This window comes from Streptomyces sp. ATCC 21386 (assembly GCF_018728545.1).
GTDB lineage: Bacteria > Actinomycetota > Actinomycetes > Streptomycetales > Streptomycetaceae > Streptomyces.
In genome coordinates, this window is record NZ_JAAVVL010000001.1 from 5,577,127 (window position 1) to 5,593,968 (window position 16,842).

Sequence of the window (16,842 nt, forward strand, 5' to 3'; positions counted from 1 at the left end):
CTCACAACTCCCTCACGGACAGCAGGGGTTCGGCCCGGTCCCAGCCGACGACCGGACCGTCCCGGCACACCAGCAGTGGACCCAACTGGCATTGCCCGCACGTCGCGGTCGCGCAGCGCATGTTCCGTTCCAGGGACACTCTGATCCGTTCCGCGGGCACCCCGCGGTGAGCGAGGTCCCGGGCGGTGGCGCGGATCATCGGCTCGGGACCACAGACGAAGGCCCAGGTGTCGTCGGGCTCGAACGGCGCCCTGCCCAGGAGCTGGGTGACCACGCCGACATCTCCCTGCCAGCCGGGGTCGGGCCGGTCGACGGTCACCCCGGTGAACGCCGTCGGCCAGCCGTCGATCTCCTCCCGGCCGATCAGGTCGCCCGGCGTACGGGCCCCGACGAGGACGCTGAGCCGGCCGTACGCCCCGGGCTCGGCGAGCACGCTCAGGACCAGGGGGCGCAGCGGAGCCAGGCCGATGCCGCCCGCCACCACCAGGACGTCCCGGCCGCGCGCCCGCCCGACCTCCCAGCCGGTGCCGTACGGCCCGCGCAGGCCCAGCACGTCACCCGTCCGGGCCGCGCACAGCCCGTCCGAGACGGCGCCCACACCCCGGACGGTGTGCGAGAGGCCGCCTGTGGCCTGCACGGAGCTGGCCGACAGCGGGATCTCGCCCCGGCCGAAACAGTGCACCATCGCGAACTGTCCCGGCGCGAAGTCCGCCAGCGTCTCGCCGACGGGTCGAAGCCGCAGCGTGACCGTCTCCGGGGTCTCCCGCCGCCGGTCGACCACGAGATACGGGACGGGCACGGCGGTCATCACGCGCCCCCGCCGGGCGAGCGGCCGTACAGGTCCACCAGACGCGCGCGGGCCGCGTTGAGCCGTTGCGACACGACCCGGCCCACCCAGTGACCGACGGCCCGGCCGAACTCGGCGTCCTCCTCGCACATCCGGCGCACGGCGACGGCGTCGAACTCGTGCGCCGCCACCCGGGTGACGGTCTCGGCGCCCAGCTGCCAGACGTACGGCTCGTACAGCCAGGACCAGCCCACCAGGTCGCCGGTGCCCAGGGTCTCGATCACCGGCGCGCGACGACCGGGTACGTGCAGATCGAGGGCGACGCGGCCGCTGCGCACGACCCAGAAGCGGTCGGCGCGTGCGCCCTCCTCGAACAGCCGCAGGCCCGGCGGCAGATCGACCTCTCGGGCGACGCGCAGCAGCCGGTCGCGATGCTCGGGCGGCAGCGCGTGGGCCAGGCGCAGCATGGGGGAGACGCTCATCGCTCATGCCTCCGGGGTGGTATCGCGACGGTCGGCGGCGAGTTCCGCGTCCAGCGCGGCGACCTCCTCCGTGATGTCGATGCCGGTCGGGCACCAGACGATGCACCGCCCGCAGCCCACGCATCCGGAGGTGCCGAACTGGTCGTGCCAGGTGCCGAGCTTGTGGGTGAGCCACTGCCGGTAGCGGGAGCGCCCCGAGGAGCGCACCGGGCCCTCGTGCAGAGCGGAGAAGTCCAGGTCGAAGCAGGAGTCCCAGCGCTGCCAGCGCTCGGTGTGGTCACCGGTCAGGTCGGTGACCTCCTCGGTGGTGACACAGAAGCAGGTAGGGCAGACCATCGTGCAGTTGCCGCAGCTCAGGCAGCGGGCGGCGACGTCGTCCCAGCGCTCGGCCTCCAGGCTCGCGCCCAGCAGAGTCCGCAGGTCGACCGGAGGCAGGGAGCGGCCCATGCGCTCACGCGCCGCCTCCACCGAGGCGCGGGCGGTGTCCCGCGTGCCCGCGTCGGCCGCGCGGTGCGGCACCCGGTCCAGCAGCCGGGCACCCTCGTCGCTGCCGACCCGGACGAGGAAGCGGTGTCCGTCCTCGTCCACGACCTCGGTGAGCGCGAGGTCGTACCCGGGATCGGCGGCGGGGCCGCCGCCCGTCGACACACAGAAGCAGGTGGCGCCCGGCTCGGTGCACTCGGCCGCGATCAGCAGCGCCCGTCCGCGACGCTCGCCGTAGCCGCCGTCCGCGTGCCGCCCCCCGGTCAGGACCCGGTCCTGGATCGCGATGGCCCGCAGGTCACAGGGCCGGACCCCGAGGAAGGCGTACGCCGGTGCCGAGGGCGGGTGCGGAGTGAACACCGGCCGGCCGTCGGCCGTCCGGTCGGCACTCCACAGTTTCTCCCGCGGCGGGCGGAGGAAGTTCTTCCAGGACTGCGGGCCCGCACTGTGCGCGAACGCGGCGCCGTCCTCGCGGGGGACGAGCCGGTACCGGCCGGCCTCCAGCTCGACCCCCCAGCCATAGGGCAGCTCGGCGGCCGAGTCCAGCTCCGCGAGCACGATCGCGCCGTCACGGACCGTCGGTCCGACGACGGTCCGGCCGTCGGCCACCAGGGCCGCGACCAGGGCGTCGAGGCCGTCGCGGTCCAGTACCGCCGGGGCCGCCGTGCGGGTCATCGCGTTCCTCCTCCGTTGAGACGGTTGCCTGCCCCTGATGTCCAGCGTCCGGCCGGTCCGGCGTCCACGGCAGGGGTCGTACGGCCCCTGGACCGGGCCTGTCGGGCCTGGTTCCGGCTGGCTGGGACGCCGTGGCGTACGGTCCACGGCGCCTCACGGCTCCTTGGCGGAGCCGGGAGCCGGCACGCCGTCGTGTCGGGTCGTACGGTCATGGCAGCCTCCCCACCGGGGCGGCGCGATACCGCGCGATCTCGTCCCGGACCGAGTCGACGAGGGGATCCACCGTGGCCGTGACGGCGGGGGAGAGGCCGGTGCCGAGGGAATCGTCGGCTCCCTCCACCGCGTAGACGACCAGACGCTCCGGCAGCCGCCCCAGGGCGCGGGCCAGCTCGACGGCCTCACCGAGGCCCAGTCCGTGCGAGCTGGTCGCTGTGGACCGTGCCAGGTGCTCGCCGTCGAGTTCCAGGCGGTGGACGCGCCCGGGGCTCCCCGGATGCGCGTGGGCCGCGTCGACCACCACGGCGAGTCCCGCGTCCTCCCAGAGACCGATCAGCCTGGCCGGATCACCGTCGCAGGTGGCGAGCACGGTGTCCGCCGACAGGGGCGGGCCGCCCGCCCGCTTCTGCAGCCCGGCGATCACCGCCCAGCCCACGCCGTCGTCGCGGCGGAACTCGTTCCCGACGCCGATGACGGCGATCCGAGTGTCCCTCGTCATGGTCCCCACCGTCCGTCTGGGCTCATGGGCGCGTCCCCGGCTCGCTGCCGCCCTGGTCGAGACGGAACGGCGGGTAGACGTCCGTGAGCAGCGACGTGTAGGCGGCGACCCGCAGCACCCACCGGTCCAGGCCGATCACCAGATCGAAGATGCCGCGCGGATAGACACCGGTGAACAGCAGGGCGACCCCGGCGAAGAACGTCAGGAGCGCGATGAGCCCTCCCGAGGTCCAGGTGACGTGGATGCCACCCCCGATGATGCCCAGCACCAGGTAGTGGGGGATGGCCAACAGCCACCACTTCACCAGGACCAGCCCCCGTGACAACTGCTCGGGATACGTCACGTCCAGGTGTGCCGGGTAGTCCGGCACCTCCGCGAGGGTGAACGGCGGGTAGCGGTCGGTGCCGAGGGCGCCGTACGTGTAGAAGGCCACCCGCCAGCTCCAGCGCAGCACTCCGGTGCTGAAGTCGAACAGGGGGCGTGGATAGCGGCCGGTGAAGAGGATCGCGAAGAATGCCACGATGCCCACCACGACGAACGCGACCCACAGGAGGGCCAGGACGACGTAGTGGGGCAGCGCGAGCAGCCACTTCACGAGCCACAGCCAGCGGGACAGCTGCGGATCACAGGTCGCGGTCAGCCGGACCGGCTGGAGGGGAGGCACACTCGGCGGGACTGTTTCCGATGCCATGGTTCTCGGGTCCTTTCCCAGCTGTTCTCGGTCCCCCCGGCACTGCGCTGATCACTGCCGGTAGTGGCGATGGTCGTCGTGTTCGCCGATGTAGTGGCGCTCCTCAAGGACGACCTCGCGTTCACCGGGCCGCCGGACCACGCCGGGGGTGCCCAGGAAGGCGATGAGCCCGAGGAAGCCGAATGCCATGAGGACCAAGCCGACGACGAGCGAGTTGTAGCCGAAGACCAGGCAGGCACCGAGCACCGCCGCGCCGATCAGAATGAGCGGGATCATGATCTCCTCCTGCTGCGGACCCGGGCCGTCCCCGGGGCAGAGAGGAACCCTGGGGCGGACGGGCCGCGCGGTCGCCCGACGGTCCGTCCCGGGTCGGCTCCTCGCTTCCAGCCTCGGACGGTCGGGGCCCCGTTCCCAGGGGCTGAACGGGTACCGGCGCCGGGCCACTCGTCACTCGCCACCGGCGATCGGCCGGCCGACGCCGGGGATCGGTCGGTGAATCCGACGGCCGGCCCGTCGCGCCCTGCCCGGAAGCAGGCGGCGCTTGGGCCGGTCGGCCCCGTACGCAGACCTGGGGGCCCATGCCCGCGGAACCCGGCGCGGCACGACGCTGAGGGTGACGAGTCGACCGCGAGCCGACCGGGACGAGTGGACCGAATGGACGAGTGGATGGAAAAGGGGGAGGGACTCATCATGCTGCCGCCTGTGGTCGCCGGTGTGGACGGATCGGCGCAGAGCCTGGCCGCCGCTGTGTGGGCGGCGCGCGAGGCCGCCCTTCGGGGGCGCGCCCTTCGTCTAGTACACGCCTGGAACTGGGAACCCCGCTCCTCGGAGGGCGAGGGCGAGCACGCCGTTCAGCGGTACCTGGGGCGACGGGTCCTGCGCCAGGCGGAGGCCCGGGTCCGTGCGGGGTGCCCCACGGTGCGACTGACCGACGAGCAGGCCGAGGGCCCGGCCACCCCGGCCTTGCTGAAGGCCGCGGACCAGGCCGAACTGCTCGTGCTGGGCTCGCGCGGACTGAGCGGATTCACGGGGTTCCTGGTCGGTTCCGTCGCCCTGGGCGTGGTCGCGAAGGCCACCCGCCCCGTCGTCCTCGTACGGGCCGAGGAAGAGGCCGCCGACGAGCGTTCGCCCGAGGCGGACGGCGGCGCGTCGGCCCTCACCGGCCGCCAGGACGTGGTGTTGGGCCTTGACCTCAACGATCCGTGCGACGAGGTGATCGAGTTCGCGTTCGAGGCGGCTCGACTGCGCCACGCCCGTCTGCGGGTCGTGCACGTCTGGCAGTCCCCGTCCGCGATCTCTCTGGGCCCCGGGGAGGTGGGCCTGGTGGACGAGGTGCTTCAGGGGCAGGAGTGGCAGGGGTTCATGTCCGCGGTGTTGCAGACGTGGCGGGACAAGTACCCCGAGACGACTGTGCTGGAGACCGTGGCCGAGGGCAGGGCCGCGACCACGCTGGTGCGTGCCGCCTCGGCGGCGAGCCTCCTCGTCGTGGGCCACCGCCTGACGGACCGGCCGACGTTCCCGCGCATCGGACCGGTCACCCACGCCGCCGTCCATCGGGTGACCTGCCCGGTGGCCGTCGTCCCCCACGGGTGAGCCACGGGCGGTGCCCGCGGGTGGCGCGGTGTCAGCTCCCGATGTCGCCCTTCACGAGCGAGGCCAGGGCGGCGTCGAGGCGGCGGGTGGCTTCCTCGGCGACGGGGCGGAGGCCGTCGAGTTCGGTCAGGGCGACCATGGTGCTCGGATCGAGGACCTGTACGGCGGTGTGGTCGCCGTTGCGGCGGACCACGACGTTGCAGGGCAGCAGCAGGCCGATGGAGCGGTCGGTGTCCAGGGCTCGGTGGGCGAGGGAGGGGTTGCAGGCGCCCAGGATGACGTAGTCCTCCATGTCGTGGTCCAGCTTCGCCTTCAGGGTGGCCGTGACGTCGATCTCGGTGAGGACGCCGAAGCCCTGCTCGGCGAGGGCGTCGCGCACCAGGCCGACGGCGGTGGTGAAGGCGACGTCGAGGTTCACGGTGCGGTCGTAGCGCATGGCGATGTCTGCCCTTCGGTCGTCTCGCCCGGTCGGAAATACCCCCTGGGGTACCCAGGATACTCCTGGGCGTACAGCTGCCGAGAACGATGCGCGCCCGTGGTCGCACGTGCGCGCGGAGCGATGCGTGACGGTGGGGGAAGGGGGCAGCGGACCTGGGTGAGCCGTGTCGCCGGGCGGGTGCCGGACTCGTTCCCGGCGTGCGGCGTGCACGCGCCGCCGCCGACCGGTCAGGGGTGGGCGCCTTGCACCGTTTCCGGTGTCCGGACGTGGCAACCGGCCTGCCGTGAGCGTCCTGTGGGCCGGGGGCGCTCGTCCGGGGCGCGGCTGCGTCCCGTACGGTCGGCGGCTCCCCGCCGCGCGGGCCGGCCGGTGGCGAGGGTGCTCAGGCCAGGGACAGGAAGAGCTTCTCGAGGCGGGCGCGTGTCTGCTCGGTGGCCTCGCCGTCTCGGCGGCCCGACTCGATGTCGGACACGCACTGCTGGAGTCCCGTCGCGATGATCGCGAAACCGGCCCGGTCCAGTGCGCGGGAGGCGGCCGCGAGTTGGGTGACGACGTCCTCGCAGTCCCGACCCTCCTCGATCATCCGGATCACGCCGGAGATCTGGCCCTGCGCTCGGCGCAGCCGGTTCAGGACGGTCCGCAGGTCCGCACCCTCGAGCTCCAAGTTCACGATCACTCCTCGCGTAATACCCCTGGGGGTACTCTACGTCCCGATTCGGGTGGGTGTCGACCATCGGTCGTTCGCACGCCCACGGTTACCCTGCGGGGCGTCCGGCCGCCCGGTTCAACCGGTGCCGACGCGGTTTTGTTCCAGGCGGCCGGGCGGCAGCGGGGACCAGCGCATGTGCTCGAAGCCGGCCGGCAGTTGACGCGTGTCCGGCCGAGCTTGATGCCCTCGCAGCCGTGCACGGCCTCGGCGAGCTGTGCGGGGGAGGTGGCGGAGTCGGCGGACAGACGGCTGGCGTAACGATTCCCGAGCCAAGGGTGCACTGATGTCCTGGCGGCGACTCGTGGGACATGCCCCGGCACCCGGCTCAGGTTCCGGGGAGGATACGGCGCGTTTCGTAGGCCCACATCGCGATCTCGACCCGGTTGCGGGCACCGAGTTTGGCCATCAGGCTGGCCAGATGTGTCTTCACCGTGCTGAGGCTGATGTGCAGCGCATCGGCGATCTCGGTGTTGGTCAGCCCGCGAGCGACGGCCAGGAGCACCTGCTCCTCGCGGGCGGTGACGGGGGAGACCGGCTGGGCCGCGGGCCGGCCGGCGGGCAGGTCCGCGAACGCCTGGAGCAGACGCACGGTGACGCTGGGTGCGATGAGAGCCTCACCGTCGGACGCCGACCGTACGGCCTGGGCAAGAAGGTCCGGTCCCGTGTCCTTGAGGAGGAATCCGCGGGCGCCGGCACGCAGTGCGCCGTAGACGTACTCGTCGAGGTCGAACGTGGTGATGACGACCACGACCATCGGGTCGGCGACGCCCGGGCCGGCGATCAGCCGAGTGGCCTCGAGTCCGTCGAGCAGGGGCATGCGGATGTCGAACAGGCAGACGTCGGGGCGCAGTTCGCGGGCCAGGCGTACCGCGTCGCGTCCGTCGGCGGCTTCGCCGACCACCTCGATGCCGGGCTGGGCGTTCAGCATGATCCGCAACCCGGTGCGGATGATCGTCTGGTCGTCAGCGACGAGGACGCGAATGGACACCGCTCTCGCTCCTCACTCTCGGCAGTTCGGCCTCGACGTGCCAGCCCCGTTCGGTACCCGGTCCGGCTCGTAGTGTGCCGCCGAGCAGGGTCGCGCGCTCGCGCAGTCCGGCAAGCCCGTATCCGTCGCGGCCCCGGCCGGTGCGTCGACCGTCGTCGCGCACGCTCACCCGTACCGTGTGCGGTTCCGCGGCGACCCGAACGACGAGCTCGGTCGCGTCGACCGCGTGGCGCAGCGCGTTGGTCACCGACTCCTGCACGATCCGGTAGACGGCCGCGTCCACGGCCGGGGGCAGCGCGTCCAGTTCGCCGTCGAGCCCCAGGTCGACCCTGAGGCGACCACCCGGGGTGCGCACCAGGCGCTCCAGATCCGCGACTCCGGCAGGCGGCGCCAGCTCGGCGCCGACCCCGCGGTCGCGCAGCGCGGCGACCATGGCCCGCATTTCCTCCAGCGTGCGCGCCCCTTCCTCCTCGACCCCCTCCAGCGCCTCGACGGCGGCGGAGGGGTCGGCGCCCGCGAGCACCCGACCCGCCTGGGCGATGATCACCATGGCCGACACGTGGTGGGCCACCGTGTCGTGCAGTTCCCGGGCGAGCTGCTCGCGCTCGCGGGAGCGCACCTGCTCCAACTGCCGCTCGCGAGCGGTCACCCAGAACCGCACGGCGGCCCCGACCACGCCGGGCAGCAGCAGGAAGACGTAACCCACGACCTTTTCGACGACCGGGCTCTCGTACATGACGACACACAGCGCGCCGACCGCGAGGATCACCGCGCCGCCCAGCACGACCTCGCGTCCCGATCCCCACCGGAGCAGCGCGTACACCAGCACGAGCACGACGGCGCCCGTGTCCAGGCCGACGGGCTCGCGCTGTGCGGCGACGAGCGAGGCCACCTGGAGCAGCAGCACCGAGCCGAAAGCCAGCGTGACCATCGCCAGCGGGCGGGCCCGGCGCCACAGGGGCAGCAGGCACAGCCAAACGGCGAACACCACCGCCACCGGCCGCCACACGACGTTCTCGCGCAGGGTGGCCTCCAGCACCACACCGCCCAGGCTCGCGGCGAGCAGCGCCCAGTCCCGCCACACCCGGGCGGGCGCGTCGGGCGGCCGGGGCTCGGTCCACAGGGTTCGCAGGTCGTCTCGCAGCACGGTTCTCAGCCTAGGGACCGTGCCGCGCCGCGCATCGGCCGAAAGGACGGGGCCTCACTCCGACTTGGGGCCGACGGATCCGCGGCCCACGAGCCGATGCCGCACAGCGCCGTGGCGACGAACCTCGGCATCGGCGGCTGTACAAGGACGGCCGACAAGGTGGTTGGAGGACCCGATGCTCTCGAAAGCCCTGTTGCGCCTGGGCGCAAGCGCCGCCCGCCATCCATGGCGGGTGATCGCGGCATGGCTCATCGCCGCCACGCTTGCCGTCCTCGCCGCGATCGCCATCGGCGGGCGGCCCGCCGACTCGATGACCGCTCCGGGACTGGACTCCCAACGGGCCGCACACCTGATCGAGCGGGCCGGTACCGGCGAGGAGGGGATGACCGCACAAGTGGTTGTCACCCCCCTCGACGACGGGGCGACGTTCTTCGACGACGACGGCGCGCGCACCGCTCTCACGCGGCTGCGGGCAGAGGTGGGGCGGCTGCCGCACGTACTCGGCACGAGCGACCCGGCGGGGGCGCTCGACGCGGGCGGCGACACCGCCGTGCGCGGCGGCCTTGTCTCGGCCGACGGGCGGATCGCGGTCGTCCGGGTGCAGTACCCCGACCAGAGCCGGCTGTCGGCCGAAGACCTCGACGCCCTCGTCGATCTCGGCGACCGGATGCGCACCGAGCTGCCGCTGCGCATCGAGATGGGTGGGAACCTCTTCTACGCCTTCTCCGAGCCCGACGGCGGCGCGAGCGAGCTGATCGGCCTCCTCGCCGCGGCCGCGATCCTGTTCCTGGCGTTCGGTTCGTTCGTCGCCGCCGCGCTGCCGATCGGCATGGCGGTCTTCGGGCTGACCGTCGGGGTTGCCACGATGACGGTGCTGGCGGGGGTGACGGACGTCCCCACCTTCGCACCGGTCCTGGGCAGCATGGTCGGGCTCGGAGTGGGCATCGACTACGCGCTGTTCGTGCTCGCCAGGCACCGGGATCACCTGGCACGCGGGCTCGATCCGCACGAGGCGGCGGGACGAGCGGTGGCCACCGCGGGGCGACCGGTGGTCTTCGCCGGCGGCATCGTCGTCGTATCGATCCTCGGCCTGGCGGCCGCCAACGTGCCGTTCATGACGGTGGGCGGGCTCGCCGTCTCGATCGTCGTTCTGACCATGGTGCTCGCGTCGGTGACGCTGCTGCCGGCCTTCCTCGGCGCCGCCGGCCCACGTCTCGCCCGGACCGGCCGGATCGGCCGGGCTCTGCGGACCGGGAAGCTGGGCCGACTCGCGCGGCGGCGGGACACGGTGGCGGGTGCCGCTCCCGCCGCCGGGTGGCGGCGCTGGATCGGGCACGTCAGCCGGCACCCGGTGCCGTACGCCGTCGGCGCGGTGGGGCTGCTGCTGACCGCGACGCTGCCCGTGCTCGGCCTGCGCGTGGGCCTGCCCGACGACGGCTCACTGCCCCACAGCCGTACCGAGCGCCGCGCCTACGACCTCGTCGCCGAGGGGTTCGGCCCGGGCACCAACGGCCCCCTCGTCATCGCCGCGGACCCCGCCGGTGATCCGGGAGCGTTGGACCGACTCGTCGGGGCGGTCGCGGCGGACCCGGGCATCGCATCCGTCGCGCCCACGCAGACCGATCGGGCCACCGGCATCGCGACCCTCGTGGTGTTCCCGACCACCAGCCCCCAGGACAAGGCCACGGCCGACACCATCACCCGGCTGCGCACCGACGTGCTGCCCACGGCGATCGGGCACGGCCCGGCCAGGGCGCATGTCGGCGGAGCCGCCGCGAGCCTGTCCGACGTGGGGCAACGCACCAGCGAACGCCTGCCGTTGTTCGTCGCCGCCGTGCTGGCGCTCTCGTTCCTGCTGCTGATGCTGGTCTTCCGCTCGGTCGTCGTACCGCTCAAGGCGGTACTGCTGAACCTGCTGAGCATCGGCGCCGCCTACGGCGTCATGGTCGCGGTCTTCCAGTGGGGTTGGGGAGGCGCGCTCATCGGGCTGGAGGCGACGGTTCCGATCGTGTCGTTCATTCCGATGTTCCTCTTCGCCATCCTGTTCGGCCTGTCGATGGACTACGAGGTGTTCCTCCTCTCGCGGGTGCGCGAGGAGTACCTGCGCACCGGCGACAACGGCACGGCGATCGTCGAGGGCGTCTCGGGCACCGCCCGGATCATCACCTCGGCCGCCCTCATCATGGTGGCGGTCTTCCTGTCCTTCGCCGTCGCCGAGGACCCCTCCACCAAGATGTTCGGGCTCGGCCTGGCCACCGCGATCTTCATCGACGCCACGGTCGTGCGCATGGTGCTGGTACCGGCGACCATGACGCTCCTCGGCAGGACCAACTGGTGGCTGCCGAAGTGGCTGGACCGGCTGCTGCCCCGCGGCCCGGTCGGCACCGACGGCACTGACGACATCGACGACATCGACGCGGAATCCATCGTTGAGGCCCCGGGTCCACGGCTGATCGAGCGTTGACTCAGCCCTGTTCGGCGAGGTCGGCGTGCTGGAGGAGCAGCCGGGCCAACTCGCGTGCCTCGTCGGCGGTCAGGGCCGCCCATACGCCCGGCTCGCCGCCCCGGTCCCGGCCCACGTCCAGCGTGACCCGGCCGATGGGCCGGTCCGCGGGGGCGAGCCGCAGGCACCGCACGGACATCCGCCGTCCGCAGGTGGTCACGAGGGAGCCGCCTCCGCTCTGGAGCGGCCGTTCGTGTTCGGTGATCGCCATTGTCGTCACGCTCCTCTGTCGCGTCGTCCGAGGGATCCGTGGAGAACGGGCCACGGCGTGCACACCGGCACGGGTATGCAGTTGCAGCGTCGAACGGGACGGTTCTGTTCCGGGTGCACGCACGGTGGTGGGGCTCGTCCGTCCCGCGACGCTCCGCGCGTCGAGGGGCGATCCGTGACCCGGCAACGGCCGGGTGTGGCACGCCGCTACGCGTCGCCCCGTGACGCTGTCGAACCGACGCGGTCGACGGAGGCCTCGCGCGGGAGCCGCGCGACCGTTCGCTCACCGTCGGCCGGGGACCGCCCGTCGGCGCCGTGGACCGGTCGGGGTACGGTGCCGCGCAACAGGTGCCGCACTCCGAGCGCTACGGCAGCGGCCGCCGCCGCTGCCACGGCCGTCCAGGTCCAGGGGCTGGAGAACAGCGTCTGGCGCGGGCCGGGGGTGATCTGCAGGCCGAGGACGAGGGCGCCCATGACGGCGACGAAACAGCCGAAGGACTTGCGCAGCGTCTCCTGCGGGATGCGTCCGGCGAGCCGTCCGCCGAGGAGACCGCCGACGACGGCGACCGAGGTGACCAGCGCCGCGAATCCCCAGTCGACGTGCACGACGGCGAGGTACCCGGCAAGGCCTGCGAAGGACTTCATGGCGATGACGAGCAGTGAGGTGCCGACGGCGACACCCATCGGCAGCCCGCCGAGCAGGGCGAGGGCGGGGACGACGAGAAAGCCGCCGCCGGCGCCGACCAGTCCGGTGACCAGGCCGACGGCGACGCCGTCCACGATGACGTGGGGGACGGGGAAGTCGCGGTGCTCCTTCTCCGGTTGCCGTCGGCGTCCCCGGATCATGGCGGCGGCGGTGGCGAGCATCATGAGGGCGAACGCGACGAGCAGGACGGTGTCGGGCACGAACGCTGCCAGGCGCCCGCCCGCGTAGGCGCCGGTCATGCCGGCCACGCCGAACAGCAGTCCGGTGCGCCAGCGGACACGTCCCGCGCGGGCGTGGGAGACCACCCCGGCGGCGCTGGTGACGCCGACGACCAACAGCGAGGTGGCGATCGCCTCCTTGGTCCCCATCCCCGCCAGATAGACGAGGACGGGCACGGTCAGGATGGAGCCGCCGCCGCCCAGGATGCCGAGGGCGACGCCGATGAGCAGGGACGCGGCGACGACAAGGACGATCACGACGTGCCCCGCAGGGCGGCGACGACGGCGTCGATGTCGGTGCGCGGACCGCGGTTGTAGGGCAGCTTCGCCAGCAGCATGCCCAGCGCACAGGTGTTGGTGAGGGCGGCGACCGTCAGTCCGGCGCCGACGGCCGTGCCGATGAGGTGCAGTCCGGGCAGGAACACGCCTGCGACACCGGTGAGGAGTACGAGCAGCCCCGCGACGAGACGTACCTGGCGTTCCAGGTCCCAGCGGTCCGGCCCACGGGTGAGGGGGCCACCGGCGGCCTCCCAGGCGGTGACACCGCCGTCGAGTACGCGCAGGTTGGGCAGTCCGGCCTCGGCGAGCGCCTCTTCGGCTCGGGCGGCGCGGGCTCCGGAGCGGCAGATGAGGACGACGTCCTCGTCGAGGTGCCGGAGGAGCTCGGCGCGGTGTTCGCGCAGGGTGTCCAGGGGGACGTTGTAGGAGCCGGGAATGTGGGCGGTGCGGAACTCGCCGGGGGTGCGGACGTCCAACAGTCGTGGGCTGTCGCTGTTCCCGGTCAGGTCGCGCAGTGCGGCGGGGTCGAGTCGCGGCGTGTCGGCGTGCGTGGTCATGGGGATCCTCGGTGTGTCGTGCGGGGGCGGACCGGGCGGCGTCCGACGGAGGTGGTCGCCGCCCGGGGCGTGCTGGATCAGGCGTCGACCGATCGCGGTTCTCCCACGGCGGGGGTGTCTGCCGCCGGAGCGAGGCCGCGCGCGGCGGTGGCGGCCGGAGCGGGCAGGGCGAGCCAGGCGCCGTAGCCCCCGAGCAGGTCGGAGACGTCGGTGCGGCCCCGGTGGCGCAGCCAACTGGCGGCGACGGAGGAGCGGTGGCCGCCCGCGCAGTGGACGACCAGGGGCCGGTCGGCCGGGATCTCGTCGACACGGCGGGTGAGTTCGGCCAGGGGGATGTGCGACGAGCCCTCGACGAAGCCCTCCTCGCGTTCGGCCGTGTTGCGCACGTCGAGCACCAGCGGCGGCTCCCGGCCGTCCAGCAGCCGCCGCAGTTCGTCGGCGGTCAGCCGGCTCGCCCGCTCCATCTCGTCGGCCAGAGCGGGAAAGGCCCCCTCGGGCTCGCGCAGATAGCCGCCGACCCTGTCGAAGCCGATCCGGGCGAGCCGGGTGACGACCTCCTCCTCGCGGTCCTGCGGCGCGACCACGACGATCTCCTGCTCCGGCCCGAGGACCATGCCGGCCTGTTCGGCGAAGCGGCCGTCGGCGGGCACGTTGACCGAGCCGCGCAGGTGTCCGGGCGCGAAGTCCTGCGGCGAGCGGGCGTCGATCACGATCGCGCCGGCCGCTCGCCGCCGCATGAACTCCTCGACCGAGAGCGGACGTGGCACGGCGGTCGCGTCGAACAGACCGTGTTCCTTGCGGTTGAGGACGGCGTCGTGGACGAAGTAGGCCGGCGCGGCGGGCTGCCCGGCCGTCACCAGCTCGACAAAACGTTCCTTGCTCATCGGACGGCAGGCGTAGTTGGAGACCCGCTGCTCGCCGATCGTGGACTGCCGCCGCGTGGAGAGGTTCTTGCCGCAGGCCGAGCCGGCGCCGTGGGCGGGAAAGACCCGGACGGCGTCCGGCAGCGCCATCAGCTTGTGCTGGACGGTGTCGTAGAGCATGTGACCGAGTTCGTCGGCGGTCACGCCGATCGATGCCAGCAGATCGGGTCGGCCGACGTCGCCGATGAACAGCGCGTCGCCGGTGAGCACCCCGTAGGGCACGGTGTCGGCGGTGTGCTCGTACACCAGGACGCTGATGGATTCCGGTGTGTGGCCGGGGGTTTCGAGGATCCGCAGGTGGACGTCGCCGAGGCCGATCCGCTCGCCGTCCGCGAGTTTGCGGATGGGGTACTCGGCCTCGGCCCGCTGCCCGTAGCCGATCCAGGCGCCGGTGCGGTCGGCGAGTTCCAGGTGGCCGGCGAGGAAGTCGGCGTGGAAGTGGGTGTTGATGACGGCCTCGATGGTGAAACCGTGCAGCTCGGCATCGGCGAGGTACTCGGAGATGTCGCGGCGGGGGTCGACGATGACGGCCCTGCCGGTGGTCTCGTCGGCGATCATGTACGAGGCCTGGGAGAGGCAGTCGAGGTAGTACTGGGCGAAGAACATGGTGCGGTGACCTCCGTGTTCGGGAGCTGGGAAAAATACCCCAGGGGGTATATCGGAGCGACGGGTCCACCCTCGTGAGATCAGAGACGCGTCAGGGGTGGACCGGGCGGATCAGAGGCGGCCGGTGAGCGTGCCGCGCCAGTGCATGGGTGGGCGCACGAAGTCGGTCTCGTGCGACGGGTGTCGGACGGGGGTCAGGCGGCGTCCTCGCGCGCGCCGACCGTGACGGGCCGGCGGGTGCGTGCCCAGGTGCCGGTGCTGCCGGCCGCGGCGCGGGCGTCCACACCGGGGGGCGTCATCCAGTTGCTGGCTTTCCTGCTGCGGTGGCCGCTGGCGCAGTTCACGAACATTGGCCGTCCGGAGGGCAGTTCACCGCGCCGGCCGGGCGCCGTTCGCAGCGGCGTCAGCCGTGCGCCGGGCGCGTGCGCGGCCGCGTACTCGTCCATCTCTCGTGCATCGATCACGAGCGCACCGTCGGCCCAGGCCGCCGCGAACGCTTCCTGCGTCACTTCGTGAGCCACTGCGTTGCCTCCTCAATTACCCCCGGGGGTATCTCTCCAGCGAGAGTACGACCGCTCCCGGAGGCTCGTCAAATACCCCCAGGGGTAATTGCCCGCGAGGCAACGCACCTCCGGCAGCTCTCAGGCCACGGCGCGAACGAGCCCGGATTGACCAGGGCCTGAAGCGTGGGAGCACGGGTGCGGCGGCAGCACCGGTGCTCCCACGGACGGACATCCGTGGCGCACGTCGTCGGCCGCGCCGGACCGGATCCCGATGGGCACCATGAGGCGACACCCGCCCGGAGCCCACGCCTTCCCGGCCGTGGCCGAAGGTCTTCCTGCGGTCGGACGAGGACATCGAGGAGGAAGTGCGCCGCACGGTGGTGGCCTACCTCTTCCCCGCACTCCGCCACACGATCCATGCGTCCGTGCACGACGGGGTCCTCACCCTGCGCGGTGGTGTCCGGGATCCCGCGCCGGGCTGGGTCGCCGAGCGGCTGGTCCGCGCCGTGGAGGGCGTGGTGGACGTGCACGCCCGGCTCGGCGACGGGGACGCCGCCCCCGGCCCGGGGGACGAGGGCTGACCGGCGGCCGCAGGCCGGGGCGCCACCTCACTCCTCCGCCGGCGTGATCCGTCGACCGGTCAGGCTCTCGGCCCGGATGGACACCCACATGTCGCGAGCGCCGCCCGACCACGGCGTCGTGTGCGCCCGCTCGGTGAGGCGGCGTACGGCTCCGTCTTCCGTGACGACACTCGCGGTGCCGACGGCGAGCACGCTCCAGCCCTGGCTCAGCGGCTCGTCCACGTGATCGACCTCGAAGGCGACCTCCGTTCCGACGGCCGCCGCGAGCAGCGACTCGGGGGCGGTCCGGAAGGCGATGGTGTCGCCGACGACCTCGTAGTTGACCGGGACGACCGCCGGGCGGCCGTCGGGGGCCGTCACCGCGACGCGTCCCACGCCGTGCGTGGACAGCAGCCCGCGGCATTCGTCCACGTCGAGGTCGCTCAGCCGCGGATGCGGCAGTGCCTGCCCCTGGCCCGGCGGCAGATCGACGCCCCCTCCGCGCAGAGCGGTGGCGGTGGTGCCCAGCGCGTCGGCCAGGTTGATGAGGACCGCCCTGGTCGGGTCGGCGGGATACTCCTCCAGATACGCCAGGTAGCCGGGCGACATCCGTGCGCGGCGGGCCGTCTCCTCGCGGCTGAGTCCCCGCCGCTGTCGTTCCGCGCGCACGCGTCGGCCGATGTCACCGGGACCGACGGCGTCCGACGACGGTGCCCGTTCGGCGTCGGCGGGTCCGTCGTGCGCCGCGCGGGGGGCCGTCGAGGGCGATGCGGACTCGAGATGGTTGACGTGGGCGTCGGGGCCGGGGAACACGAGCGTCACCTCGTTCGTGTCCGACCAGCGCACGTCGTAGGGCGGTGTTCCGTCCTCGTGGTGGAGTCCGACGATCTCCCCGTCCCGCCGGGTGGCGCCGGACGTCGTGCTTTCGATGACGAGCTGGTCGCCGAGATGAGCTTGCATGTCGCCCCACTTCCCAGAGTCTTCTGTGCTGTGCCACGGACCGGGGCCCGTGGCGGCGAGGTCGGGCCGACGGAGGCCACCCGTCGGCCCTCGGGCCCGCAGGACGGG

18 protein-coding genes and 1 pseudogene are annotated in these 16,842 nt (G+C 72.8%); 3 read left to right on the forward strand and 16 right to left on the reverse strand.

Features of this window, described 5'->3' with window-relative positions; genetic code table 11:
• Nucleotide 1: 1 nt before the first annotated feature.
• The 6 genes from GWK25_RS23800 to GWK25_RS23825 all read right to left on the reverse strand — a co-directional run bounded on the left by GWK25_RS23800 (nucleotide 2) and on the right by GWK25_RS23825 (nucleotide 4,109).
• Complete coding sequence (locus GWK25_RS23800) at nucleotides 2–808, reverse strand: FAD/NAD(P)-binding protein (RefSeq protein WP_215452786.1); 807 nt, start codon at nucleotides 806–808, stop codon at nucleotides 2–4.
• Nucleotides 808–1,269, reverse strand: a complete 462-nt coding sequence (locus GWK25_RS23805; RefSeq protein WP_215452787.1) for a Crp/Fnr family transcriptional regulator — start codon at nucleotides 1,267–1,269, stop codon at nucleotides 808–810. Before GWK25_RS23805 ends, GWK25_RS23800 begins: the two co-directional genes overlap by 1 nt.
• Before the next feature lie 3 nt (nucleotides 1,270–1,272).
• Nucleotides 1,273–2,427, reverse strand: a complete 1,155-nt coding sequence (locus GWK25_RS23810; protein WP_215452790.1) for a 4Fe-4S dicluster domain-containing protein — start codon at nucleotides 2,425–2,427, stop codon at nucleotides 1,273–1,275.
• Between the two features lie 208 nt (nucleotides 2,428–2,635).
• Nucleotides 2,636–3,142: a hydrogenase maturation protease gene (locus GWK25_RS23815; protein ID WP_215452791.1), complete on the reverse strand. Its 507-nt coding sequence runs from the start codon at nucleotides 3,140–3,142 to the stop codon at nucleotides 2,636–2,638.
• A gap of 22 nt (nucleotides 3,143–3,164) precedes the next feature.
• On the reverse strand, nucleotides 3,165–3,833 hold the full coding sequence (locus tag GWK25_RS23820) for a DUF4389 domain-containing protein (protein WP_215452792.1): 669 nt from the start codon (nucleotides 3,831–3,833) through the stop codon (nucleotides 3,165–3,167).
• 51 nt (nucleotides 3,834–3,884) lie between these two features.
• Complete coding sequence (locus GWK25_RS23825; RefSeq protein ID WP_215452793.1) at nucleotides 3,885–4,109, reverse strand: hypothetical protein; 225 nt, start codon at nucleotides 4,107–4,109, stop codon at nucleotides 3,885–3,887.
• Nucleotides 4,110–4,523: 414 nt separating this feature from the next.
• Between GWK25_RS23825 and GWK25_RS23830 the strand changes: the two genes are divergently transcribed.
• Nucleotides 4,524–5,426: a universal stress protein gene (locus GWK25_RS23830; RefSeq protein WP_215452794.1), complete on the forward strand. Its 903-nt coding sequence runs from the start codon at nucleotides 4,524–4,526 to the stop codon at nucleotides 5,424–5,426.
• A gap of 31 nt (nucleotides 5,427–5,457) precedes the next feature.
• Here GWK25_RS23830 and GWK25_RS23835 read toward each other — a convergent pair whose 3' ends face one another.
• From GWK25_RS23835 to GWK25_RS23850, 4 genes are all read right to left on the reverse strand, one after another.
• Nucleotides 5,458–5,862: a DUF302 domain-containing protein gene (locus GWK25_RS23835; protein WP_215452796.1), complete on the reverse strand. Its 405-nt coding sequence runs from the start codon at nucleotides 5,860–5,862 to the stop codon at nucleotides 5,458–5,460.
• Nucleotides 5,863–6,247: 385 nt separating this feature from the next.
• Entirely contained in the window at nucleotides 6,248–6,535 is a 288-nt protein-coding gene (locus GWK25_RS23840; RefSeq protein WP_215452798.1) for a metal-sensitive transcriptional regulator, read from the reverse strand.
• 364 nt (nucleotides 6,536–6,899) lie between these two features.
• Complete coding sequence (locus GWK25_RS23845; RefSeq protein ID WP_215452800.1) at nucleotides 6,900–7,562, reverse strand: response regulator transcription factor; 663 nt, start codon at nucleotides 7,560–7,562, stop codon at nucleotides 6,900–6,902.
• Nucleotides 7,537–8,709, reverse strand: a complete 1,173-nt coding sequence (locus GWK25_RS23850; protein WP_215452802.1) for a histidine kinase — start codon at nucleotides 8,707–8,709, stop codon at nucleotides 7,537–7,539. The genes GWK25_RS23845 and GWK25_RS23850 overlap by 26 nt, the downstream gene beginning before the upstream one ends.
• Before the next feature lie 175 nt (nucleotides 8,710–8,884).
• Here GWK25_RS23850 and GWK25_RS23855 point away from each other — a divergent pair, with 175 nt between their 5' ends.
• Nucleotides 8,885–11,173, forward strand: coding sequence for an MMPL family transporter (locus GWK25_RS23855; RefSeq protein ID WP_215452804.1), 2,289 nt, complete (start codon nucleotides 8,885–8,887; stop codon nucleotides 11,171–11,173).
• A 1-nt stretch (nucleotide 11,174) separates the two neighbouring features.
• On the opposite strand, the gene GWK25_RS23860 is transcribed toward GWK25_RS23855, so the two are convergent.
• The 5 genes from GWK25_RS23860 to GWK25_RS23880 all read right to left on the reverse strand — a co-directional run bounded on the left by GWK25_RS23860 (nucleotide 11,175) and on the right by GWK25_RS23880 (nucleotide 15,232).
• Nucleotides 11,175–11,423 carry a hypothetical protein gene (locus tag GWK25_RS23860; protein ID WP_215452806.1) on the reverse strand — a complete coding sequence of 83 codons (249 nt, stop codon included), beginning with the start codon at nucleotides 11,421–11,423 and terminating at the stop codon, nucleotides 11,175–11,177.
• A gap of 206 nt (nucleotides 11,424–11,629) precedes the next feature.
• Complete coding sequence (locus GWK25_RS23865) at nucleotides 11,630–12,604, reverse strand: sulfite exporter TauE/SafE family protein (RefSeq protein ID WP_215452808.1); 975 nt, start codon at nucleotides 12,602–12,604, stop codon at nucleotides 11,630–11,632.
• Complete coding sequence (locus tag GWK25_RS23870; protein WP_215452810.1) at nucleotides 12,601–13,182, reverse strand: rhodanese-like domain-containing protein; 582 nt, start codon at nucleotides 13,180–13,182, stop codon at nucleotides 12,601–12,603. Before GWK25_RS23870 ends, GWK25_RS23865 begins: the two co-directional genes overlap by 4 nt.
• Before the next feature lie 77 nt (nucleotides 13,183–13,259).
• Complete coding sequence (locus tag GWK25_RS23875) at nucleotides 13,260–14,711, reverse strand: rhodanese-like domain-containing protein (protein WP_251829005.1); 1,452 nt, start codon at nucleotides 14,709–14,711, stop codon at nucleotides 13,260–13,262.
• A gap of 194 nt (nucleotides 14,712–14,905) precedes the next feature.
• Nucleotides 14,906–15,232: a rhodanese-like domain-containing protein gene (locus GWK25_RS23880; RefSeq protein ID WP_215452812.1), complete on the reverse strand. Its 327-nt coding sequence runs from the start codon at nucleotides 15,230–15,232 to the stop codon at nucleotides 14,906–14,908.
• 308 nt (nucleotides 15,233–15,540) lie between these two features.
• Between GWK25_RS23880 and GWK25_RS23885 the strand changes: the two are divergent.
• A pseudogene (locus tag GWK25_RS23885) lies at nucleotides 15,541–15,795 on the forward strand (BON domain-containing protein); the annotation flags it as partial.
• A 27-nt stretch (nucleotides 15,796–15,822) separates the two neighbouring features.
• Here the strand turns inward: GWK25_RS23885 and GWK25_RS23890 are convergent.
• On the reverse strand, nucleotides 15,823–16,734 hold the full coding sequence (locus tag GWK25_RS23890; protein WP_215452814.1) for a DUF1918 domain-containing protein: 912 nt from the start codon (nucleotides 16,732–16,734) through the stop codon (nucleotides 15,823–15,825).
• Nucleotides 16,735–16,842 lie beyond the last annotated feature (108 nt).